22 protein-coding genes and 2 pseudogenes are annotated in these 21,571 nt (G+C 67.7%); 11 read left to right on the forward strand and 13 right to left on the reverse strand.

What is annotated here, in order from left to right; all coding sequences use genetic code 11:
- Positions 1–20: 20 nt before the first annotated feature.
- Positions 21–1,082 carry a UDP-N-acetylmuramate dehydrogenase gene (locus A5648_RS21845; RefSeq protein WP_082966637.1) on the reverse strand — a complete coding sequence of 354 codons (1,062 nt, stop codon included), beginning with the start codon at positions 1,080–1,082 and terminating at the stop codon, positions 21–23.
- 26 nt (positions 1,083–1,108) lie between these two features.
- Here A5648_RS21845 and A5648_RS21850 point away from each other — a divergent pair, with 26 nt between their 5' ends.
- Genes A5648_RS21850 through A5648_RS21865 form a run of 4 tightly spaced genes read left to right on the forward strand, consistent with a single transcriptional unit; the run spans position 1,109 to position 4,272 of the window.
- Entirely contained in the window at positions 1,109–1,615 is a 507-nt protein-coding gene (locus tag A5648_RS21850) for a DUF2505 domain-containing protein (protein ID WP_065026574.1), read from the forward strand.
- A 24-nt stretch (positions 1,616–1,639) separates the two neighbouring features.
- On the forward strand, positions 1,640–2,455 hold the full coding sequence (locus A5648_RS21855) for a carbon-nitrogen hydrolase family protein (protein WP_065026575.1): 816 nt from the start codon (positions 1,640–1,642) through the stop codon (positions 2,453–2,455).
- The gene (locus A5648_RS21860; RefSeq protein WP_065026576.1) at positions 2,452–3,498 is read left to right on the forward strand and encodes an LmeA family phospholipid-binding protein; all 1,047 of its coding nucleotides are present in this window, start codon (positions 2,452–2,454) and stop codon (positions 3,496–3,498) included. Before A5648_RS21855 ends, A5648_RS21860 begins: the two co-directional genes overlap by 4 nt.
- 9 nt (positions 3,499–3,507) lie before the next feature.
- A complete protein-coding gene (locus A5648_RS21865) occupies positions 3,508–4,272 on the forward strand; it encodes an LmeA family phospholipid-binding protein (protein ID WP_082966639.1) in 765 nt (254 codons plus the stop codon).
- Between the two features lie 3 nt (positions 4,273–4,275).
- Here the strand turns inward: A5648_RS21865 and deoC are convergent, their stop codons facing one another.
- The 6 genes from deoC to A5648_RS21895 form a co-directional block, all read right to left on the reverse strand.
- Positions 4,276–4,953, reverse strand: a complete 678-nt coding sequence (gene deoC / locus A5648_RS21870; protein ID WP_065026577.1) for a deoxyribose-phosphate aldolase — start codon at positions 4,951–4,953, stop codon at positions 4,276–4,278.
- The gene (locus A5648_RS21875) at positions 4,953–5,360 is read right to left on the reverse strand and encodes a DUF2599 domain-containing protein (RefSeq protein WP_065026578.1); all 408 of its coding nucleotides are present in this window, start codon (positions 5,358–5,360) and stop codon (positions 4,953–4,955) included. Before A5648_RS21875 ends, deoC begins: the two co-directional genes overlap by 1 nt.
- A 4-nt stretch (positions 5,361–5,364) precedes the next feature.
- Complete coding sequence (locus A5648_RS21880) at positions 5,365–5,637, reverse strand: DUF2516 family protein (RefSeq protein ID WP_065026591.1); 273 nt, start codon at positions 5,635–5,637, stop codon at positions 5,365–5,367.
- Between the two features lie 52 nt (positions 5,638–5,689).
- Positions 5,690–6,322, reverse strand: a complete 633-nt coding sequence (locus tag A5648_RS21885) for a heparin-binding hemagglutinin (protein WP_065026579.1) — start codon at positions 6,320–6,322, stop codon at positions 5,690–5,692.
- 55 nt (positions 6,323–6,377) lie between these two features.
- Positions 6,378–6,770 (reverse strand): helix-turn-helix domain-containing protein, encoded by a 393-nt coding sequence (locus A5648_RS21890; protein WP_064854912.1) that lies wholly within the window; start codon positions 6,768–6,770, stop codon positions 6,378–6,380.
- 87 nt (positions 6,771–6,857) lie between these two features.
- Complete coding sequence (locus A5648_RS21895) at positions 6,858–8,144, reverse strand: DUF445 domain-containing protein (protein ID WP_065026592.1); 1,287 nt, start codon at positions 8,142–8,144, stop codon at positions 6,858–6,860.
- Between the two features lie 326 nt (positions 8,145–8,470).
- Between A5648_RS21895 and A5648_RS21900 the strand changes: the two genes are divergently transcribed.
- Positions 8,471–9,184 (forward strand): TetR/AcrR family transcriptional regulator, encoded by a 714-nt coding sequence (locus A5648_RS21900; protein WP_065026580.1) that lies wholly within the window; start codon positions 8,471–8,473, stop codon positions 9,182–9,184.
- Here the strand turns inward: A5648_RS21900 and A5648_RS21905 are convergent.
- From A5648_RS21905 to A5648_RS21915, 3 genes are all read right to left on the reverse strand, one after another.
- Complete coding sequence (locus tag A5648_RS21905; protein WP_082966641.1) at positions 9,178–10,032, reverse strand: 3-hydroxybutyryl-CoA dehydrogenase; 855 nt, start codon at positions 10,030–10,032, stop codon at positions 9,178–9,180. The two genes, A5648_RS21900 and A5648_RS21905, sit on opposite strands and share 7 nt — an antisense overlap.
- Before the next feature lie 215 nt (positions 10,033–10,247).
- Positions 10,248–11,534, reverse strand: coding sequence for an isocitrate lyase (aceA, locus tag A5648_RS21910; RefSeq protein WP_064854909.1), 1,287 nt, complete (start codon positions 11,532–11,534; stop codon positions 10,248–10,250).
- A gap of 279 nt (positions 11,535–11,813) precedes the next feature.
- Positions 11,814–12,632, reverse strand: coding sequence for an acyl-[acyl-carrier-protein] thioesterase (locus tag A5648_RS21915; protein ID WP_065026582.1), 819 nt, complete (start codon positions 12,630–12,632; stop codon positions 11,814–11,816).
- 83 nt (positions 12,633–12,715) lie between these two features.
- Between A5648_RS21915 and ramB the strand changes: the two genes are divergently transcribed.
- From ramB to A5648_RS21930, 3 genes are read left to right on the forward strand one after another with little or no spacing between them, the layout of a single operon-like run.
- On the forward strand, positions 12,716–14,143 hold the full coding sequence (ramB, locus tag A5648_RS21920; protein WP_065026583.1) for an acetate metabolism transcriptional regulator RamB: 1,428 nt from the start codon (positions 12,716–12,718) through the stop codon (positions 14,141–14,143).
- Complete coding sequence (locus A5648_RS21925; protein ID WP_065026584.1) at positions 14,140–14,688, forward strand: carboxymuconolactone decarboxylase family protein; 549 nt, start codon at positions 14,140–14,142, stop codon at positions 14,686–14,688. Before ramB ends, A5648_RS21925 begins: the two co-directional genes overlap by 4 nt.
- 6 nt (positions 14,689–14,694) lie before the next feature.
- The gene (locus tag A5648_RS21930; protein WP_065026585.1) at positions 14,695–16,152 is read left to right on the forward strand and encodes a DUF92 domain-containing protein; all 1,458 of its coding nucleotides are present in this window, start codon (positions 14,695–14,697) and stop codon (positions 16,150–16,152) included.
- Here A5648_RS21930 and A5648_RS21935 read toward each other — a convergent pair.
- Positions 16,115–17,495: pseudogene (locus A5648_RS21935) on the reverse strand (sugar porter family MFS transporter). The gene A5648_RS21930 and the pseudogene A5648_RS21935 sit on opposite strands and share 38 nt — an antisense overlap.
- A 159-nt stretch (positions 17,496–17,654) precedes the next feature.
- On the opposite strand from A5648_RS21935, the gene A5648_RS21940 reads away from it, so the two are divergent.
- Positions 17,655–18,587, forward strand: a complete 933-nt coding sequence (locus tag A5648_RS21940; protein ID WP_065026586.1) for a cyclopropane mycolic acid synthase family methyltransferase — start codon at positions 17,655–17,657, stop codon at positions 18,585–18,587.
- 50 nt (positions 18,588–18,637) lie between these two features.
- Entirely contained in the window at positions 18,638–19,522 is an 885-nt protein-coding gene (locus A5648_RS21945) for a cyclopropane mycolic acid synthase family methyltransferase (RefSeq protein WP_207511810.1), read from the forward strand.
- 6 nt (positions 19,523–19,528) lie between these two features.
- Here A5648_RS21945 and lpdA read toward each other — a convergent pair whose 3' ends face one another.
- Positions 19,529–20,923, reverse strand: a complete 1,395-nt coding sequence (lpdA, locus tag A5648_RS21950) for a dihydrolipoyl dehydrogenase (protein WP_065026587.1) — start codon at positions 20,921–20,923, stop codon at positions 19,529–19,531.
- 191 nt (positions 20,924–21,114) lie between these two features.
- Here lpdA and mmaA2 point away from each other — a divergent pair.
- A pseudogene (gene mmaA2 / locus A5648_RS23000) lies at positions 21,115–21,370 on the forward strand (cyclopropane mycolic acid synthase MmaA2); the annotation flags it as partial.
- Here mmaA2 and A5648_RS23005 read toward each other — a convergent pair.
- On the reverse strand, positions 21,304–21,558 hold the full coding sequence (locus A5648_RS23005; RefSeq protein WP_428844370.1) for a class I SAM-dependent methyltransferase: 255 nt from the start codon (positions 21,556–21,558) through the stop codon (positions 21,304–21,306). The pseudogene mmaA2 and the gene A5648_RS23005 sit on opposite strands and share 67 nt — an antisense overlap.
- Between the last annotated feature and the right edge of the window lie 13 nt (positions 21,559–21,571).

Consider the following 21,571-nt stretch of genomic DNA (forward strand, 5'->3'; position numbering starts at 1 on the left):
ATGCCGGTTACGCGGGTGCGCTACAGGGCGCAGCCGACCAGCACCGGCTCGGGGTGCAAAGTGATGCCGAACGCCGCGTGCACCCCGTCGCGCACGGTGCGCGCCAGGGCCAGCACATCGGCGGTGCTGGCGCCGCCCCGGTTGGTCAACGCCAGCGCATGCTTGGTCGATAACCGGCAGCGGGCGTCTCGATCGGCCGGATAACCCTTGCCGAAGCCGGACCGCTCCACCAGCCAGCCGGCCGCCAGCTTCACGCCGCCGGCGGTATACCAGTGCGGGACCGGACCGCCCTCCCGATCCGCAATATTCTGGTAAATATCTTGTGGCACCACCGGATTGGTGAAAAACGAGCCCACACTCCAGGTGTCGTGATCGCTCCCGTCGAGCACCATGCCCTTGGCCGCCCGCAGCCGCAGCACCGCGGCACGCACGGTTGCCGGGTCGGCGCGGTCGCCGTCGGCGGCCTGTAACGCGGTGGCCAGCTCGCCGTAGCGCAGCGGCGCGCTGCGCCCGGCGGCGTCCAGGGCGAATTCCACCTCCAACACCACCGCCGCATCCGAGTGCTTGAGCACGCTGGTGCGATAGCCGAAGCCCAACTCCGCACCCGGGGTCCAGCGCACGGTGCCGGTGCGACGGTCCAACAGCCGCACTCGGGTCAGCGTGTCGGCGACCTCCGCGCCGTAAGCCCCGACGTTCTGTACCGGGGTCGCGCCGGCCGAGCCGGGAATCCCCGACAGGCACTCCAGCCCGCCCAGCCCCGCAGCGACCGCGCGGGCGACCACGTCGTCCCAAACCGCGCCGGCCTGGGCCCGCAGCAGGTTGCCGTCGATCTCGATGCGCTCTGCTGCCAGCAGCACGACGGTCAGGTCGGCCAGGTCGTCGGCGATCACCACGTTGGAGCCACCGGCCAGCACCAACGGGCGGACCCCGTCCCGGTCGAGTTCGCCCAGGGTGGCCACGACCTGTTCGGGTTCGACGCAGGTGATGACCCGTTGCGCGACCGGCCCGACCCGCAGCGTGGTCAACGGTGCGAGCGGCACCGCTTCGGCGACACGCGCGCCCGCGAACTGGGAACCCGCCACGGCCGGTAACGGTAGCCTGGCCAGCTATGCCGCGTACATTCACGCTGTCCGAGCACTATCCGGCAAGCGTCGAGCAGGTGTACGCCGCATTCGCCGACGAGCAGTACTGGCTGGCCCGGCTGGCCGATTCGGGCGCCGACACCGTGACCCTGGACTCGATGACCGTCGGTGCCGACGGCAGTGTCGACGTCGTCACCACTCAGGGCATTCACCGCGGCAAGCTGCCGGCGCTGGCCGCCCAGTTCCATCCCGGCGACCTGGAGGTGGCGCGCCACGAGAAGTGGAGCCCGGTCCGCGACGGGCGGGCTGAGGCCGAGGTCACCGGCAAGATCGTCGGCGCACCGGCGAAGCTGTCCGGCGATGCGGTCCTGGAACCGGCCGCCGGCGGTTGTGCGCTGCGGCTGACCGCCACGGTGCAGGTCGACATACCGCTGGTGGGCGGCAAGATCGAGAACTTCATCGGCACCCAGCTGACCGAGCTGATGACCGCCGAGCAACGGTTCACCTCGATGTGGCTGCAGCGAGGCGGTTAACCGGCGCCGGATTAGGCTGAACTCATGCGGATTGCGTGTGCGCAGGTCCTCAGCGGCGCCGATCCGGCCGCCAACCTGGACCTGGTGGCCGATTACACCGAGCGCGCCGCGGCCGACGGCGCTCGCCTGGTGGTGTTCCCCGAGGCCACCATGTGCCGGTTCGGGGTGCCGCTGGGCCCGGTCGCCGAACCGCTCGACGGGCCGTGGGCCACCCGGGTGCGCGCGATCGCCGACCGCGCCGGGATCACCGTCATCGCGGGCATGTTCACCCCGGCCGACGACGGGCGCGTTCGAAACACTCTGCTGGCCACCGGACCCGCAACGGACGCGCACTATCACAAGGTGCACCTCTACGACGCGTTCGGTTTCACCGAATCACGCACGGTGGCACCGGGTTTCGATCCGGTGGTGATCGATGTCGACGGCGTCGGGGTGGGGCTGTCCACCTGCTATGACATCCGGTTCCCGGCGCTGTACACCGAGCTGGCCGACCGCGGCGCTCAGCTGATCGCGGTCTGCGCCTCGTGGGGCGCCGGGCCGGGCAAGTTGCGGCAGTGGGAACTGCTGGCCTGCGCGCGGGCGCTGGACTCGACGAGCTATGTCGTCGCCGCCGGGCAGGCCGATGGCGGCCCCGCGAACTCTTCCGGCGCACCGACCGGGGTGGGCCACAGCCTGATCGCCTCGCCGTGGGGCGAGCCGGTGGCATCGGCCGGCCCGGAACCGGCGCTGCTGGTCTGCGACATCGACCTCGAGGCGGTCGCCACCGCGCGCCAGACGCTGGCCGTGTTGAGCAACCGTGCGGACTTTGTTCAGGTCGGTAAGGCAGAATCGCGCGGGTGAGCAATCCGCCCGGACCTCCCCACGGCGACCAGTCACCTTGGGCGCGCCCCGCCGGCGAGCCCGATCAGCCTACCGAGGGCATAGCTCCGCCTCGACCCGAGCCGTCGGCGTCGCCGACCCGACAGATGCCGGTCGGCGATCCGCACCGCGACGAGCCGACCACCCGGATTCCCAGCGCGCCCGGGGCCGTTGCGCCCCCACCGTCCGCTCCGCCTCCACCGGCCGCGCCGCCACCGGCACCGGAACCGGCCGGCGAGGCGCCCACCACCGTCATCGACACCGCCGCCACCCGGCAACGGCCGGCCAGCATACTGCGGGACCCATTGGCCCTGGTGCTGATCATTGTCACGGTGATCGCGCTGGCGCTGGCCGGCTTGATCGGCGCCGAGCTGATCGCCCGCCGGATCGCCGACAACAAGGTGGCCGCGGCCACCGAGTGCGTGGTGCACGACAAGGCCAAGGTGTCGTTCGGGGTGACGCCGCCGTTCCTGTGGCAGCACGTCACCGGCAACTACACCAACATCTCCATCCACACCGCGGGCAACCAGGTCAAAGACGCCCAGCAGATGACGGCCGATCTCAACATCTTCGACGTCGATCTGCACGGCACCGGCGACTCCAAGGGCACCATCGGCGCCCTGGACGCCACCCTGACCTGGCCGTCGGCCGGGATCAAGGAGACCGTCCAGTCGATGGTGCCCATCCTGGGCAACCTGGTCTCGGATTTGAAGACCAATGCCAAGGACGGCACCGTCGAACTCAAGGGCGCGTTCGGCCTGGCCAGCGTGGTGGTCAAGCCGGAGGTGGTCGACGGCGGACTCTCACTGCAGGTGCAGAAACTCACCGGCCTGGGTGCACTGACGCTGCCGCGCGAATCGATTCAGCCGGAGCTGGACCGATTCGCCAAGGAGCTGACCAAGCGTTACCCGCTCGGCGTGCACGCCGACAGCATCCAGGTCACCGATAGCGGTGTGGTGGCGCGGTTTTCGACCCGCAACGCCGCGATCCCCAAGTCCGACGACCCCTGTTTCGCCCACCTGTAACCTGCAGTGATGAGCACACTCGGATCAGCGCAGCCCTCGCATCGGTTCACCGGCCTGCCGGCGGTGCTGCTGGCACTGACAGTGCTGCTGGTACTGGCGGTGGTCGCGTTGTTCGGCGGACAGCTCTATGCCACGCACCGGGCCAAGAGCCTGGTCGCCGACGCGGTCCAATGCGAGGCGGAAGACAGCGCCACGGTGTCGTTCGCCTCCGATCCACCGGTGCTGGCCCAGTACCTGCGGGGCGACTACCCGCACATCTCGGTGCAGACCGCCGGCAACCAGATCCGCAAGGCCAAGGGCATGCAGCTCGACCTGGACATCCGCGACATCCACGTACAGAAGACCGCTGACTCCAAAGGCACCATCGGGTCGCTGGACGGCACCATCACCTGGCCTACGGACGGCATCAAGCAGTCCATTCAGGATGTGGTCCCGGTGATCGGCAGCGTTGTCACCGGCAAGGTCACCACCGACCCGGGCGCCGGCACCGTCGAGCTCAAGGGCCTGCTCAACCGCGCCACCGTCAAGCCGCAGATCGTCGACAACGGGCTGCACCTGGAGGTGGTGGACCTGGAGGCGCTGGGCAAGGACTTGGACACCGAGACCGTGCAGCGCAACCTCGATGACCTCACCGGCAAAGTGACCGGCGACCTTCCGCTGGGGATCCACATCGACAGCTCGCAGGTCACCGATTCCGGTGTGGTGGTGAAGTTTTCGACGCAGAACGCCACCATCCCGGCGTCGTCGTCGAGTCAGTGCTTCGCGAGACTGTAAGCGCTAGCCCAGCCCGTCGAGCACCGCGCGGGTGCCCGACAGTCCCAGTCGGGTCGCCCCGGCTTCGAGCATCGCCAGCGCATCGTCGGCAGTGCGGATACCGCCGCTGGCCTTGATGCCCAGCCGGTCGCCGACGGTGTCGGCCATCAGCGTCACCGCGCGCACCGACGCGCCGCCGGAGGGGTGAAATCCGGTGGAGGTCTTGACGAAATCCGCGCCGGCGTCTTCGGCGGCGCGACAGGCCGCGACCAGGGTCGCGTCGCCGCCCGAGTCCAGCAGCGCGGCGGATTCCAGGATCACCTTGAGCACGGCGTCGGGGGCGGCGGCGCGCACGGTGCCGATGTCGGCGCCCACCGCGGCGAAATCACCGGCCAGTGCGGCGCCGACGTCGATGACCATGTCGATTTCGGCGGCCCCGGCCGCCACCGCCAGCGCCGCCTCCTGCGCTTTGACCACCGGCAGGTGTTTGCCGGACGGAAAGCCCGCGACTGCTGCGATCCGGACCCCGGCCGGGTTGGCCGCCGCGGCGACGGCCACCACTGACGGTGACACGCACACGGCGGCGACGCCGAGTTCGGCGGCTTCGGCGACGACGGCGACGACCTGCTCAGTGGTCGCTTCGGGTTTGAGCAAGGTGTGGTCGACCAGTTTGGCCACCTGGTCGCGGTCCCATCCGGGCATCAGAAGGCCTCCTCGGCGGCACCGGGATTACATCCGGATTCCAGCATCGTCAGACCGTCGACGACGGGCCGCCACGGTTCCAGGTTCCAGCTGGTCTTGCCGGGCCGGGCGAACTCGGCATAGTTCCAGTGGCACAGAAACTGGTCTTTCATGCCCGGGGCGTCTGCGTCCGGGGCAGCGGCGAGCACTTCGCGCCAGGCCTGCTCACCCTCGGCTGCGGCGTCCAACCGGGCGGCCGCGGACCGGCCGGCCGGGGTCGGATATACCCGCAGGCTGGACAGGTCGCCGTAGCTGACCCACTCGGTGTAGTCGACGAGACGCGAGAGCCCGGCCTCGGCTGCGGCCGGCGCGGCGGCCGTGAACAGGGCCGCCGTCAGCACTGCGGCCGCCCCGACAGAACCGACCATGCGGCTAATGGGACTTGCCCTGAACCTCGAGCAGTCTGGGCCGCACGTCGACCAGGTAAACCCCGGCGGCACACGCGGCGATCGCCATCCCCATCACCTGCAGAACCAGGGCCAGCAGCCCGCCCACGCCGAGGATCACCAGCCAAACCGGCTTGGACAGCTTGTCGGCAGCGGTGTAGGCGTCGGAGCGCTGCATCGCAGCGTGGACGAACGCGTACACCGACGTCGCGAAGACGGCGAGCTGCAAAACGCCGAGGACGATACCCACCAGGCTCATAGCGAACACGCTGCAAGCCTAAGCGGGTACCGTCCCGGGCGTCGAACTGCGGTTACTTCTGGGTGACCTTCTTGGCCGGAGCCTTCTTGGCGGCGGGCTTGGCAGCCGCCTTCTTGGCCGGGGAAGCCTTCTTGGCCGCGGCCGGCGCCGGAGCCTTCTTGGCGGCCTCACCAGCCGGCGAAGCCTTCTTGGCCTGCTCCTTCTTGGGCAGCTCGATGCCGACCAGCTTGGCGGCGCGCTCGCCGACCTCGCGGGTCTGCGACGCGACGTTGCCCAGCACCTCCTGGGTCAGCTCGACGGCATGGTCGACGTAACCCTCCACCTGCGTCGAGGCGTCATCGAGACCGGACTGGTTGCGCAGCCGCTCCAGAGCAGCCTCGCCACGGGCAACCAGGTCGCTGTAGCGGCCGCTGGCGGCCTCCACGTAGCCCTCGGCGGCCTTGCGCAGCTCGTCAGCGGTGAAACGCTCCCGAAGCTCGGCGAACTGCTCGGGCAGCTCCTCCTGCAGTTTGTTCAGGCGCGCACGGCTCTCCTCGACCCGGCTGCTGGCGTCCTCGCGGGCCTCACCGGCGCGCTCGCGCAGGTTGGCGACGAGGTCGGTCATGGTGGCCAGGGCCAGGTCGGCAGCGCCGATCGCGGCGAGCAGGGGGGTTTTCAGTTCTTCGATGCTGGGGTTCTCGGCCATGTCAGGGATTCCTTTCGGGTTTGGTTCTTCTTGTGCGGTTGAGGACGAATGAGGATCAGGCAGGTGTCGTCTCCTCACCGTCGGCTTCGTTCTGCTGGACGAAAGAGGTATAGATGTCGAGCAGAACCTGCTTCTGTCGTTCCGTGATCGCCGCATCGGCAATGACGGCGTCGCGGACCTCGCTCTTCTCGCTGGGCTCCAGGATTCCCGCACGCACATAGAGCACCTCGGCGGAGACCCGCAGGGCCTTGGCGATCTGATTGAGGACGTCAGCGGAGGGCTTGCGCAATCCGCGCTCGATCTGGCTGAGGTACGGATTGCTGACGCCGGCCTTGTCGGCCAGCTGCCGCATGGACACCTGTGCGGCTTCGCGCTGCGCCCGGATGAAGCTGCCGATGTCCGCCGCAGCCGTGGAGACCGCTGCGGTGAGCTTGTCGTCCTGCGACACCGGTGGCCCCTTTCGTGGACTTACGACTGCTGACAAAATCCACGATACGACCTAGTGCTAACTTTTGCAAGCACTTGCTAGCGCAGGTCAGAACATAAGCTGAGCTATGGCGTAGATCGCCAGCCCGGCCAGCGCACCCACCACGGTGCCATTGATCCGGATGAACTGCAGATCGCGTCCGACATGCAATTCGATGCGCCGGCTCGCCTCCGCGGCGTCCCAGCGCTCGATGGTCTCCGTGATGATCGCGGTGATCTCCACCCCGTAATGCCCCACCAGATGCTGTGCGCCGCGCACGATCCAGTTGTCCACCTTGTCGCGCAGGTCGGCCTTGTCGCGCAACGACTCACCGATCTGAACCACGGTTGCGGCCACCCGGGTGCGCAACGCGCCGGACGGGTCGTCGACACCTTCGAGCACAAGCCGCTTCAATGTCCGCCAGGCCGTCGCCGCGGCGTGGGCGACCTCTTCGCGGGCCATCAGCTGATCCTTGACCGCGTCGGCTTTGGCGATGGTCGCCGGGTCGTTCTGCAGGTCGTCGGCGAACTCGAACAGGAACCGGGTTGCGCTGCGCCGCAACTCGTGATCGGGGTTGCGGCGCACTTTGTCGGTGAAGTCCATCAGCTCGCGGTGGATCCGGTCGCCGACCAGGTGATCGACGAACCGCGGCGACCAGGTCGGCGAATCCCGCTCCACCACTCGCTGAATGACTTCACCGGCATTCAGCGACCACTGGAACGCCCGGTCTGCCAGCAACTGGATCAGCGCCTCCTGCCGGTTCTCGGCGAGCAGGGTGCCCAGCACCCGGCCGACCGGCGGGCCCCAGTGCGGCTCGGCGATGCGCTGCACGATCATCCGGTCGATCACGTCCTGCACGTCGTCGTCGCGCAGCATCTCGATCAGCACCCGCAGCACGGTCGCGGTCTCGGCGGCCACCCGCTCGGCGTGGTCCTGCGCGGAAAGCCACTTGCCCAGCCGTCCGGCGATCTGCGCGTCGCGCAGCTTGGTCTCCACCACCGGCGGGGATAGGAAGTTCTCCCGCACGAACGTGCCCAGGCCCTCGCCGAGCTGGTCCTTCTTGCGTTTGATGATCGCGGTGTGCGGGATCGGGATGCCCAGCGGGTGCTTGAACAGTGCGGTGACCGCGAACCAGTCCGCCAGGGCGCCGACCATGCCGGCCTCGGCGGCGGCACCGACGTAACCCACCCAGGTCGGGGCTGTTCCGTCCGTTTGCGCCCACCGGCACAGCAGGAAGACGACGGTCGCACCAAGCAGGAAGCTCAGTGCGACGACCTTCATCCGGCGCAGATCGCGCAGCCGGACGGCATCGGCGGCCGGATCGGCGTCGGCGAACGACTCCGCCAGCGACTGCATGGTCCGCGCCGCACCCGGCCACGCCGGGCGGTTTTCTCGATGCACCACCACACCATCATCCGCCATCGCGGGCCCCGGGTATATGCGGCGGTTCCAGCTTCGCCCCTCCTCCGTCGAGCCTCGCTAAACCACTGGTGTTCATGCGGCGGTTCCAGCTTCGCCTCTCCTCCGTCGAGCCTCGCTAAACCACTCGGTTCACGCGGCGGTTCCAGCTTCGCCTCTCCTCCGTCGAGCCTCGCTAAACCACCGGTAACTGTTACCGGACCCCCAAGTTTGCTGGACCGAGCCGTATTATCTATACGTCTAGTGAATGGGAACCCGTGACAGTGGCAGAGCAGCTTCGAGCCGGGGTCGCCAAGACCGATGGTCGCAAGCGGCGCTGGCACCAACACAAGGTCGACCGCCGAAATGACCTGATCGACGGGACGATCGAGGCGATCCGGCGCCGCGGACGCTACGTGAGCATGGACGAGATCGCCGCCGAGATCGGCGTATCCAAGACGGTGCTGTACCGCTACTTCGTCGACAAGAACGACCTGACCACCGCGGTGATGATGCGCTTCGCCCAGACCACGCTGATCCCCAATATGGCGGCTGCGCTGTCGGCGAACCTGGACGGCTTCGACCTGGTCCGCGAGATCATCCGGGTGTACGTGCAGACGGTGGCCAACGAGCCCGAGCCGTACCGGTTCGTGATGGCCAACAGCTCGGCGTCCAAGAGCAAGGTGATCGCCGACTCCGAGCGCATCATCGCCCGGATGCTCGCGGTGATGCTGCGCCGCCGGATGAACGCGGTCGGCATGGACACCCAGGGGGTCGAGCCGTGGGCGTACATGATCGTCGGCGGGGTGCAGCTGGCCACCCACTCGTGGCTGCTGGACCCGCGGATGAGCGCCGATGACCTGATCGACTACCTGACGATGCTGAGCTGGAACGCGTTGTGCGGCATCGTCGAGGTGGGCGGGTCGCTGGAGAAGTTCAACGCCGGCCCGCACCCGTCGCCGATGCTGCCCTGGCGGCGGGCGGCGCAAGCTCAGTAGGTGTAGAAGCCCCGTCCGGACTTCTTGCCGAGCTGGCCGGCCTCGACCATGCGCAGCAGCAGCGGCGGCGCGGCGTAGAGCGGCTCCTTGAACTCCTCGTACATCTTGTCGGCGATCAGCTTGAGCGTGTCCAAGCCGACGAGGTCGGACAGCCGCAGCGGGCCCATCGGATGCGAGAGCCCGGCGACGATCGCCCGGTCGATGTCCTCGACGGTGGCGAACCCCGACTCCAGCATGCGCACCGCCGACAGCAGGTAGGGCACCAGCAGGGCGTTGACCACGAAACCGGAGCGGTCCGAGCAGCGCACCACCTGCTTGCCCAGCACCGCGCTGGCGAACTCCTCGGTGCGCGCGGCGGCGGCTTCGTCAGTGACCAGCGTGCTGACCAGCTCGACCAGCGGCAACACCGGCACCGGATTGAAGAAGTGCAGACCCAGCACCCGCTGCGGATTGGCGGTGGCGGCGGCGATCTTCATAATCGGGATCGACGAGGTGTTCGAGGCGAGCACCGCGTCGGGGTCGGTGATCACCCGGTCCAGTTCGGCGAAGATCTTGGCCTTGACGGCGTCGTCTTCGATGACGGCCTCGATGACCAGCTGCCGGTCGGCCAGCTCGCCCAGGTCGGTGGTAAAGGTCAGGTTGGCCACGGCGTCGTCGCGCTCGCGTTCGGTGATCTTGCCGGCGCTCACTCCGCGCTCCAGCGACTTGACGATCCGGTTGCGTCCCGCGGTGACCAGGGCGTCGGTGGTCTCGAAGACCTTCACCTGCACGCCGGCGCGCGCGGACACCTCGGCGATTCCGGCGCCCATCTGCCCGGCTCCGATGACACCTACTCGTTGGATCGACACTGTGTTCCTTTCGGCCCTACCCGACGTTCCTGTGCAGCCTTCACAGCAGCAACAGGCCCCGCCCAGGCTGGCTGGGCGGGGCCTGCGCTGTCAACTCCCCCGCGGCACAATCCGACAAGCACCGCGGAAGCCATTCCCCGGCGAGCAGACACGAAAGCCCCTAAAAAGCTCTACAGGACGGGGCTTTCGCGACTGCTCGGCGGAAAGTCAGGGACTCAGTGGAACTGGCCCTCTTCGGTCGAGCCGGCCAGCGCGGTCGTCGACGACGTCGGGTCGACGGTGGTGGCGATCCGGTCGAAGTAGCCGGCACCGACCTCGCGCTGGTGCTTGGTCGCGGTGTAACCCCGCTCCTCGGCGGCGAATTCGCGCTCCTGCAGCTCGACGTAGGCGCTCATCTGGTTGCGGGCGTAGCCGTGGGCCAGGTCGAACATCGAGTAGTTCAGGGCGTGGAAGCCGGCCAGCGTGATGAACTGGAACTTGAAGCCCATCGCGCCCAGCTCGTTCTGGAACTTGGCGATGGTCGCGTCATCCAGGTGCTGCTTCCAGTTGAACGACGGCGAGCAGTTGTAAGCCAGCATCTGGTCGGGGAACTCAGCCTTGACGCCCTCGGCGAACTTGCGGGCCAGCTCCAGGTCCGGCGTGCCGGTCTCCATCCAGATCAGGTCGGCGTAGGGAGCGTAGGCCTTGGCCCGGGCGATGCACGGCTCCAAGCCGTTCTTGACCCGGTAGAAGCCCTCGGCGGTGCGGTCACCGGTGATGAACGGCTGGTCGCGCTCGTCGACATCCGAGGTGATCAGGGTGGCCGCCTCGGCGTCAGTGCGGGCGATCACCACGGTCGGCACGCCGGCCACGTCGGCGGCCAGACGGGCGGAGGTCAGCGTGCGGATGTGCTGCTGGGTGGGGATCAGCACCTTGCCGCCCAGGTGGCCGCACTTCTTCTCCGAGGCCAGCTGGTCCTCCCAGTGCGAACCTGCGACGCCGGCGGCGATCATCGCCTTCTGCAGCTCGTAGACGTTGAGCGCGCCACCGAAGCCGGCTTCACCGTCGGCGACGATCGGGGCCAGCCAGTTCTCCACCGAGGTGTCACCCTCGACCTTGGCGATCTCGTCGGCGCGCAGCAGCGCGTTGTTGATCCGGCGCACGACCTGCGGCACCGAGTTGGCCGGGTAGAGGCTCTGGTCGGGGTAGGTGTGTCCGGACAGGTTCGCGTCACCGGCGACCTGCCAGCCGGACAGGTAGATGGCCTTCAGGCCGGCCCGGACCTGCTGGACGGCCATGTTGCCGGTCAGTGCGCCCAGGGCGTTGATGTAGTCCAGGTCGTGCAGCTGCTCCCAGAGCACCTCGGCGCCGCGGCGGGCCAGGGTGTGCTCCTCGACGACGTGGCCCTGCAGCGCGACGACGTCCTCGGCCGAGTAGGTGCGGGTGACGCCCTTCCAGCGCGGGTTGTGGTCCCAGTCGTGCTGGATCTGCTCGGGGCTCTTCGGCGTGCCGACGGTCGACATGGCTGCTCCTTCATGGTCGCGACCGCCGGGCGCTTCTCGGACTTGCCAACACCCCGACGGATTCACTGGTGTGTTAATGCGACCTTGACACACCACATCAGCCCAGGTCCACTGGTTTTTGTTGCCAAGTTTGGCAAAACAGTACGACCGTTATGCGAAGTTTGCGAAGAATCATGCGGAGGCCCTCTTGTGGTCCGTGCCGCAAAAGCTACCGGTCGGTAACTTATCTACACAGCTCAACGCGGGTTTTAGCAGTACGCCCGTACTGACTAGAACGTGTTACAGCGGGAAGATCGCGGCGAGCGCTTTGACCTCTTCGCCCACCAGGTATGTGAGCGTTCTAACAGCGCGATCGGCCAGTTCGGGCCCGAACCGATCGGTCGATCCGGCCGGGTAGATGTGCGAGACGATCTCTAGTTTGTCGCCGAGCGCGACGGCGGCTTCATGCTCCAGGGTGACCCGCAGCGGCGCCGCGAGCAGCTCCGGGTAGCTCGACAGGTAGTCCTCGACGACAGTCCAGTACACCGAGTTGTTCATGTGATCGAAGATGTCGATGTCGGTGAACCGGATCGGGTACTCGTGGATCTCGGCCGCGTCCTCGCGGCCACCGGATTTCAAGTAGGCCTTCCAGCGCAGCCGGTCGACACCGGTGGTGCGTTTGAGCCCAGCCAGGAAATCGTCGGAGATGCGCGCCGGGCCCTGGGTCTCGCGGTTGATGTTGATCCAGAACGCCTCGGATTCGATGAGGCCGCCGCTGCGCTTACCGTCGATGCGGACCCGCATCTCGCACCAGCGGTTGGAGGTGCCCGAGCACCAGCGCCGCACCCGCAGCACGTCCTGGAACTCGACGGGTGCGATCAGGTCCATCATGGTGCGCCGAACGATCCAGAGCGGGTGAGTGGCCTCGTACCCCATCTCCCGGAGCTGGTCCTGGCCGATGTCCTGGATGTGGCGGGCAGCCGCGTCCATCCGCAGCCGGCCGCGCCGGTCGACGTCGGCGACCCGCAGCGGCCACTGCCGGTCGAAAACGTCCGGGTGGGGGTCGGGCACCGGCATCAACACCTTCGCCAGACCGGTCGGCTCATCTGTCGGCTGCATCGAAGCTCCCCGTCGTTTTCCCTGAGTGATCATGCCATGCCAATGATGCGAATGCCGCCTTCGCAACAGGTAGGGTCGGTGAAGTGGCCAAGACCTACGTCGGTTCCCGGGTGCGCCAGCTGCGCAGCGAGCGCGGGTTCAGTCAGGCCGCACTGGCGCAGATGTTGGAGATCTCACCGAGTTACCTCAACCAGATCGAGCACGACGTCCGGCCGCTGACGGTGGCCGTGCTGCTGCGCATCACCGAGGTCTTCGGGGTCGACGCCACCTTCTTCGCCTCCCAGGACGACACCCGGCTGGTCGCCGAGTTGCGCGAGGTCACGATGGACCGCGACCTGGACATCGACGTCGCACTGACCGAGGTGGCCGAATTGGTCAGCGCCCACCCCAAATTGGCCCGCGCGATGGTCAACCTGCACCGCCGCTACCGGATCACCACCGCCCAACTCGCCGCGGCCACCGAAGAGCGCTACACCGACGGCAGCGGCACCGGCGCAATCACCATGCCGCACGAAGAGGTCCGCGACTACTTCTATCAGCGACAGAACTACCTACACGAACTCGACACCGCCGCCGAGCAGCTGGCCACCCGGATGCGCCGGCACCAGGGCGAGCTGGCCGTCGAGTTGGCCAACCGGCTCACCGAGGTACACGGCGTGCACATCAACCGCCGGATCGATCTGGGCGACACGGTGCTGCACCGCTACGACGCGACGACCAAGACCCTGGACATCTCCACCCACCTGTCCTGGGGCCAGCGGGTTTTCAAGATGGCCGCCGAGCTGGCCTACCTGGAATTCGACGACCAGATCTCGGCGATGGTCGACGAGGGCAAGTTCACCTCGAAGGACTCGCGGACTCTGGCCAGGCTGGGGCTGGCCAATTACTTCGCCGCGGCGATCGTGTTGCCCTACGGGCAGTTCCACGACAGTGCCGAGACGTTCCGCTACGACATCGAGCGACTGTCGGCGTTCTACCGGGTCAGCTACGAGACCATCGCCCACCGCCTTTCCACCCTGCAGCGGCCGTCGATGCGCGGCGTGCCGTTCTCCTTCGTCCGCGTCGATCGCGCGGGAAACATGTCAAAACGTCAGTCGGCCACCGGCTTTCACTTCTCCTCCAGCGGCGGCACCTGCCCGCTGTGGAACGTCTACGAGACGTTCGGCAACCCGGGCAAGATCGGCGTGCAGATCGCCGAGATGCCCGATGGCCGCAAATACCTGTGGGTGGCGCGCACCGTCGAACGCCGCGCCGCGCGGTGGGGCCAGCCGGACAAGATGTTCGCCATCGGGCTGGGCTGCGAACTGCGGCACGCCCACCGGCTGGTCTACTCCGAGGGGCTCGACCTGCACGGTGGCCAGGACGTGCCGGCCACCCCGATCGGTGCGGGTTGCCGGGTCTGCGAACGCGACAACTGCCCCCAGCGGGCGTTCCCGGCGCTGGGCCGCGACCTCGATCTCAACGAACACCGCAGCACGGTGTCGCCGTATCTGGTAAAGCAACAGCGGTGACAGCTCGTATCCCCCAAGCCCCCGGCCTGCGCGACCTCGGTCTCGCCAACTGGCTTGTCTGCAAGGTCGTCGCGGCCCGCCAGCGCGTGCCCCGGGCGCATCTATTCACCACGCTCGGCCAGCACAAGCGGTTGATGTGGTCCTGGTTGCCGTTCGGCGGCGTGCTGATGCGCGGCGGCAAGCTGTCCACCCGCGACACCGAGATGGTGATCCTGCGGGTGGGGCACCTGCGCGACAGCCAGTACGAACTGCAGCACCACAAGCGGATGGGCCGGGCCGCCGGCCTGGACGACGCCACCCAGGCCCGCATCTTCGAAGGCCCCGGCGGTCCCCGTTTCGCCGAACTCGACGATCGTCAGCGCGCCATGCTGACCGCGATCGACGAACTGGTGGAGACCCGCACCCTTTCGGATGCCACCTGGGCGGAGTTGTCGAAGCACCTGGATCGTCCTCGGCTGATCGAATTCGTCATGCTGACATCGCAATACGACGCGCTGGCCGCCACGCTGAGCGCACTGCGGGTGCCGCTGGACTTCGACGAGTAGCGCTGCGTGACAGCTACCGTTGGCCACGACCTGGCCGTCGCCGGGGGCGGGATCCTGCTGATCGCGGCCGTGCTGATCGTCGTCGGGCGAGCGCTGGTGCGCCGAGGCGCCGGCCCGCTGGTCACCCGCAAGATTCCCCATGCCCTGTGCGGGCTGTTCGCCGCCCTGGCCGCCTTCCAGCTCTCGCACCAGGCGGTGGTGGCGGGCGTGCTGGCCGTCGCGACGGTGGCGTTGGCGGTCATCGTAGAGCGGGGCCTGATTCCGGTGCCGGGGGTTTTCGACGGGACCCGCTCCCGCGACTACGGGCTGGTCGGGTTCGCCGCCGGGGCACTGGTCGCGGTGCTGGCGTTCTGGCCGGATCGGGTGGCGATCGCCGCGGGTGTGGTGGTGCTGGGCCTGGCCGACGCAGGTGCGGCGCTGATCGGGGACCGCTTCGGCCGGCACCGGGTGGAGGCCGGCGGCGGGGTGCGCACCCTGGAGGGTTCGGTGGCCTTCGTGGCGATCGCCTTCGCGGTGTCGCTGGTGTTCTGCCTAGCCGGTCTCGAACTGAATTCGTTCCTGGCGGTAGCGGTTTCGGTATTCGTCGCGGTGACCACGGCGGCGGTGGAGCTGCTGGTATGGCCGGCGGCGGACAACCTGCTGATCACGCCGTGGGTAGCGCTGCTGTTGCACGTCGCGCGTGAGCTGTCGACCGACGACGCGCTGCGCTGGTTGGCGGCGGCCGTGTTCGGCTGCGCCATCGTGCCTTTCATGCTCCGGATGCGCTGGCTGGATCTGCCCGGCGCGCTGTGCGGCGGTCTGATCGCCGGGGTCGCCGTCGGTCTCGGCGGGTGGGCGTGGATCATCCCGGCCGCGGTGTTCTTCTCGCTGACCAGCCTGCTCACCGCCTATCGCCGGCCCGGCCGGTCGGCAGGTATGCGCACCATGAGCCAGGTCGCGGTCAACGCCGGCCTTCCGGTGCTGGTGCCGGTGATCGGGTTTGCCTTCACCCGCGATCCGGCCTGGTACGCCGTCTCCATCGGCGGGATCGCCGCCGGCATCGCCGACTCGTGGGCATCGGAGATCGGCCGCTTCTCCCACCGGGAGCCGCTATCGCTGCGGAGCTTCCGCCGGGTCCCCAAGGGCAGCTCCGGGGCGGTGTCACCGCTGGGCTCGGCCGCCACCGTGCTGGGAGCGCTGGCGGTGGGCGCATTCGGTGCCGTGTTCGGCGGGTGGGCGATGCTGCCGGTCGGGCTGGCCGCCGGCGTGGTCGGCTCGCTGGTGGACACCGCGATCGGTGCCAGTGTGCAGGCCCGGTTCGTCTGCGCGGCCTGTCAGGCCACCGTGGAGGACCGGCTGCACTGCGGGGCACCGACGCAGCCGTCGTCGGGGTGGCGATGGGTGGGCAATGACGTGGTCAACGCCTGCGCCAACGCGACCGGCATGCTCACCGGATTAGCCATTTTCGTTCTGCTGGCAGGCTGAGCAGGCTCCCGATATCCTCCAACTGCCGGCCGTTGGTCTCCGGGGCCAACCGATAGCAGAACATCAACGCCAGCAGCGCGACCGCACCCAGTACCGCGAACGTGCCCGCGCCTCCCAGTGATCGCAGCATGCTCAAAAACACCGACGTGACAATGACATTGGCCACCAGATCAGCGGTGAGCATCGCCCCCGACCCCCGCGGCGCGCAACCGGGCCGGGAAACACTCCCCCGCATAGACGCCGACGATGGCCCCGAAGCCGACGCTGAATCCGGCCACGAACAGCAGTACACCGAACGCACCCAGCGCCGCCGCTCCGGCAACGAAGGCGCCGGCCACCACGACGTCGGCGGTCACGATCGTCGCCGCTCCGGACAACAGGATCGGTCGCCTTCCAACCCGGTCGACGAGCAGCAAGGCGGCGCCCGCGGCCGCCAGACCGGCCACTTGGATCAGCGCCGGCAATGCCAATAGCGCTGCGTTGCCAGTGAATCCGAGGGCGCCGAACAGCTGGGTGCTGTAGTAGATGATGGCGTTGATCCCGGTCAGGTGCGCCACGAAGCCCAGACCCAGCACGAAGACGGTGGCCCGCCGGGTGGGTGGCCGCAGCATCTCGGCACAACCGCCACCGCGTTCTTCCGCCAGCGCCAACGAGATCTCGGCGAGGCCGGCCTCGATGTCGGCCGCCGGATCGAGCACCGCGAGTGCCCGGCGGGCCAGGGCCGGCCGGCCGGTGAGCAGATACCACCGAGCGGTATCCGGTATCGGCAGCAGTGCCGGCAGGATCAGCAGCGCCGGCACTGCCGCCAGCCCGAGCGACCATCGCCAGCTGTGCGAGCCGGCCAGCAGCGAGGCCGCCAGGTAGCCGGCGATGATGCCGACCGTCGTCGTCAACTGGGAGGCGACCAGCAGTGCACCCCGAACCCTGGCCGGTGCGCACTCGGCGAGGAAGACCGGAACCACCGTCAGCGATACCCCGATCGCCAGCCCCACCAGCAGCCGCGCCACCAGCAGCAGCGGTAGCGATACCGCGGCGGCACTGATCGCCGCGAACGCGGCGTAGCCGGCCGTGGCCAGCACGGTGGCCCGTTTGCGGCCGATGGTGTCGGCAAGCCGAACGCCGCCGACCGCCCCGGCGACCTCGCCGATCACCACCGCGGCCGTCACCATCTGCTGCTGGCGCGTGGACAGGCCGAACTCGGCGGTGAGGTCACGCAACGCCCCGGCGAAGGTGGACAGGTCGTAGCCGTAGAGCACCCCGACGGCGGCCACGCTGATCCCCGCCGGCGCGATCCGCCGGGCCGCACCGCTGCTGGGTTCACAGGCGGCGTCCGCCGGCGACATCTGCATATCCAGGTATTCGGCGCCGGCCGCCGGATGGACGGGTGCGCCGCGCCGAAAACCTGCGACGCACCGCGGCCATTCGGGGCGTACTGTCAACCCCAGTGTTGAGCCACCAGCACGTCGTCCCCCGACTTCGCTTCTTCCGGACAGGACCCAGCCGTGGCAGATTCAACAAGCGCACGATCCAAAGCCGAGTCCCGGTGGCTCTCGAAATCCGCTGCGCAGACGCGCGGATCAGACAAAGGCGAAGTGCAGTTCCACTACGACATCTCCAACGACTTCTTCAAGCTGTGGCAGGACCCGTCGCAGACCTACAGCTGCGCCTACTTCGAGCGCGAGGACATGACGCTGCAGGAAGCGCAGTTGGCCAAAGTCGACCTGTCGCTGGGCAAACTGGGCCTACAACCCGGGATGACGTTGCTCGACATCGGCTGCGGATGGGGCTCGACGATCCGGCGGGCCGCCGAGCGCTATGACGTCAACGTCATCGGCCTGACCCTCTCGGAGAACCAGAAGCAGCACATCGAGGACAACGTGTTCGCGAACTCCACCAGCGGCCGCCGCATGGAAGTGCGGCTACAGCCGTGGGAGGAATTCGACGGGCAGGTCGACCGGATCGTGTCGATCGGCGCGTTCGAGCACTTCGGCTTCAACTCCTACGACGACTACTTCAAGAAGACGTTCAGCTGGATGCCCGACGACGGGGTGATGCTGCTGCACAGCATCATCATTCCCAGCGATGCGGAGATCAAGGCCAAGCAGCTGCCGCTGACGATGTCACGGGTGCGGTTCATCAAATTCATCATGGACGAGATCTACCCCGGCGGGCGGCTCCCACTGGCCGCGCAGATCACCGACCACGCCGGCAATGCCGGCTACACCATCACCCGCGAGCAGCACCTGCAGCCGCACTACGTTCGGACCCTGGAGACCTGGGCGAACAATCTGGAAGCCCACCACGACGAGGCCGTCGCCATCACCTCCGAGGCTGTCTACGAGCGGTTCCACAAGTACTTGACCGGATGCGCCGAGTTGTTCCGGGTCGGCTACACCGACGTCGCCCAGTTCACCTGCGAGAAGACACCCGCCTGACGGGCTTGGGCGGCGTCCGGATCCACCACGGCAGGCAGGAGCTCACACCGATGGCCGACACCACGTCGGGTGCACCGAAGATGCCGGTGGCGTATGAGGATGTGCAGGCCCACTATGACATCTCGAACGAGTTCTTCGGCTTGTTCCAGGATCCGACCCGGACCTACAGCTGCGCCTATTTCGAACGCGAGGACATGTCGCTACAGGAGGCGCAGATCGCGAAAATCGATCTCGCGCTGGCCAAGCTCGACCTCGCGCCGGGGATGACGCTGCTCGACGTCGGCTGCGGATGGGGCTCGGCGATGCGGCGGGCGATCGAAACCTACGACGTCAACGTGGTGGGTCTGACGTTGAGCAGGAACCAGTGCAGCCTCGGCCAGCAGGTGCTGGACGACATCGACACCGGCCGCTCCCGCCGGATTCTGCTGCGCGGCTGGGAGGAGTTCGACCAACCCGTCGACCGCATCGTGTCCATCGAGGCGTTCGAAGCCTTCCCCAAGGAGCGCTACGCCGCGTTCTTCGAGCTGTGCCACCGGGTGATGCCCGACGACGGGCGGATGGTGCTGCAGACCATCATGGGTCATCCGTTGAAGCGCTGGCCGGAGATGGGCATCCCGATCACGATGACCGACCTGAGGTTCATGCGCTTCATCGCCAAAGAGATCTTCCCGGGCGGCTCGGTGCCGTGTGACGAGGATGTCCTCGAATACTCTGCGGCCGCGGGATTTTCGCTGGCCGGCCGCCAGGACCTGACACCGGATTACGTGCGGACCCTGGACACCTGGGCGACCCGGCTGCAGGCGGCGCGGGACCAGGCGATCGCAGTGACCTCCCAGGAGATCTACGACCGGTATGTGAAGTACCTACTGGGCTGCGCCGACTTCTTTCAACGCAACGTCAGCTACGTCGCCCAGTTCACCCTGGCGAAGGGCTGACGAACGTCAGAAGTTGATCATGTGCCCGGTCAGTCCGTGGAAGCACTCCTGCAGCGCCTCGGACATGGTCGGGTGGGTGTGCACATTGCGGGCCAACTCGTTGGCGGTGAGGTCCCACTTCTGCGCCAGAGTCAGCTCGGGCAGCAGCTCGGAGACGTCGTGGCCGATCAGGTGCCCGCCGAGCAGTTCGCCGTAGCGGGCGTCGGCGATCAGCTTGACGAACCCGCTGGGATCGCCGGCGCCGTGCGCTTTACCGTTGGCGGTGAACGGGAACTTGGCCACCTTGACGTCATAGCCCTCGTCGCGGGCCTGCTGCTCGGTGAGCCCGAAGCTGGCCACCTGCGGCTGGCAGAACGTGGCCCGCGGCATCATCCGGTAGTCGCCCAGCGACATCGTCTCCACACCGGCGATGGTCTCGGCGGCCACCACGGCCTGCGCCTCGGCGACGTGGGCGAGTTGCAACAGACCGGTCACGTCACCGATCGCGTAGATGTGCGGGACCGAGGTCTGCATGTACTCCTCGACGCCGATCGCGCCCCGGTCGGTGAGCGCGACCCCGGCCGCCTCCAGGCCGTAGCCCTCGACGTTGGGCGCAAAACCGATGGCCTGCAACACTTTGTCGGCTTTCAGCGTCTCGCTGTTGCCGTCCTTGCTGACGACGACCGATACCGTCGACCCGTCGTCTTCGATGCTTTCCACCTTGGTTCCGGTGCGGATGGTGACACCGAGTTTCTTGAACTGCTTCTCGATCTCCTTGGAGACATCGGCGTCCTCGTTGGGCAGCGCCCGCGGCAGGAACTCGACGATGGTGACCTCGACGCCGTAGTTGGCCAGCACGTATCCGAACTCCATGCCGATCGCGCCGGCGCCGGCGATGACGATCGATTGGGGCAGTTCCCGGGTGAGGATCAGCTGCTCGTAGGTGACGACGTTGTCCGACAGCGACGTACCGGGCACCAGCCGGGTGCTGGAGCCGGTGGCGATGATGGCGTGGTCGAAGGTCACCGATTCGGTGCCGCCCTCGTTGAGCGCCACCGAAATGGTGTGGGCGTCGGTGAAGGTGCCGTAGCCGTGGATCTCGGTGATCTTGTTCTTCTTCATCAGGAAATGCACCCCGGCCACCCGGCCGTCGGCGACCTTGCGGCTGCGGTCGAACGCCGCGCCGTAGTCGAAGGTGGCCTCGCCGGTGATGCCGAAGGTTTTGGCTTCCTTGGTGAAGATGTGCGCCAATTCGGCGTTGCGCAGCAACGCCTTCGACGGGATACAGCCGACGTTGAGGCAGACCCCGCCCCAGTATTTCGGTTCGATGATCGCGGTGTTCAAGCCCAGCTGGGCGGCACGAATGGCCGCGACGTACCCGCCGGGGCCGGCTCCGAGGACTACGACGTCATAGTGGGTCACCTTGCCACCCTATCCGGTGCGGCCTGCGGTCTCTGGTCACGGTTCAACCGGCCCTGCGACGCCTGGCAAAAAACGTCCGCCGTGGACCAATCCACGAGCCCGGACGCTCCGAATACCTCATGGGGGTGCTTCGGGGGTTCCTGATTCGCTCCGCACTTCGCGACCGACACGGGGATACGAAAGGCCCATGAATGACCGAGCGTCTCACACCGCACTTTGCCGATGTCCAGGCTCACTACGACTTGTCCGACGACTTCTTCCGCCTGTTTCTGGACCCGACCGAGACCTACAGCTGTGCCTACTTCGAACGCGCCGACATGACGTTGGAGCAGGCGCAGATCGCCAAGATCGATCTGGCCCTGGGCAAGCTGGGCCTGCGGTCAGGCATGACGCTGCTCGACGTCGGCTGCGGCTGGGGCGCCACCATGCGCCGGGCGATCGAACGGTTCGTCGAACCCTTCCCAGCCTTCCAGGAGCACCCGTCTGCTCCGGGGGCTGTCCATCGCATCGAACCTCCGCTGAACGTGGGCGGCCTGGTTCTTCGACAGGGTCAAGCCGACCACATTGACGTCGAACCGTTCGATCGCCCGGCGCATGGTGGCGCCCCAGCCGCAGCCGACGTCGAGCAGCGTCATGCCTGACCGCAGG

The sequence above is a fragment of the Mycolicibacter sinensis genome (assembly GCF_001673565.1).
Classification (GTDB): Bacteria; Actinomycetota; Actinomycetes; order Mycobacteriales; family Mycobacteriaceae; genus Mycobacterium; species Mycobacterium sinense_C.

What these genes read in the sequence shown, in the direction of transcription:
- A5648_RS21850 (WP_065026574.1), top strand. Translation starts at nt 1,109, where the DNA reads ATGCCGCGTACATTCACGCTGTCCGAGCACTATCCGGCAAGCGTCGAG.
- A5648_RS21855 (WP_065026575.1), top strand. Translation starts at nt 1,640, where the DNA reads ATGCGGATTGCGTGTGCGCAGGTCCTCAGCGGCGCCGATCCGGCCGCC.
- A5648_RS21865 (WP_082966639.1), top strand. Translation starts at nt 3,508, where the DNA reads ATGAGCACACTCGGATCAGCGCAGCCCTCGCATCGGTTCACCGGCCTG.
- deoC (WP_065026577.1), bottom strand. Translation starts at nt 4,953, where the DNA reads ATGCCCGGATGGGACCGCGACCAGGTGGCCAAACTGGTCGACCACACC.
- A5648_RS21875 (WP_065026578.1), bottom strand. Translation starts at nt 5,360, where the DNA reads ATGGTCGGTTCTGTCGGGGCGGCCGCAGTGCTGACGGCGGCCCTGTTC.
- A5648_RS21880 (WP_065026591.1), bottom strand. Translation starts at nt 5,637, where the DNA reads ATGAGCCTGGTGGGTATCGTCCTCGGCGTTTTGCAGCTCGCCGTCTTC.
- A5648_RS21885 (WP_065026579.1), bottom strand. Translation starts at nt 6,322, where the DNA reads ATGGCCGAGAACCCCAGCATCGAAGAACTGAAAACCCCCCTGCTCGCC.
- A5648_RS21895 (WP_065026592.1), bottom strand. Translation starts at nt 8,144, where the DNA reads ATGCAGTCGCTGGCGGAGTCGTTCGCCGACGCCGATCCGGCCGCCGAT.
- aceA (WP_064854909.1), bottom strand. Translation starts at nt 11,534, where the DNA reads ATGTCGACCGTCGGCACGCCGAAGAGCCCCGAGCAGATCCAGCACGAC.
- A5648_RS21915 (WP_065026582.1), bottom strand. Translation starts at nt 12,632, where the DNA reads ATGCAGCCGACAGATGAGCCGACCGGTCTGGCGAAGGTGTTGATGCCG.
- A5648_RS21945 (WP_207511810.1), top strand. Translation starts at nt 18,638, where the DNA reads ATGGCCGACACCACGTCGGGTGCACCGAAGATGCCGGTGGCGTATGAG.
- A5648_RS23005 (WP_428844370.1), bottom strand. Translation starts at nt 21,558, where the DNA reads ATGACGCTGCTCGACGTCGGCTGCGGCTGGGGCGCCACCATGCGCCGG.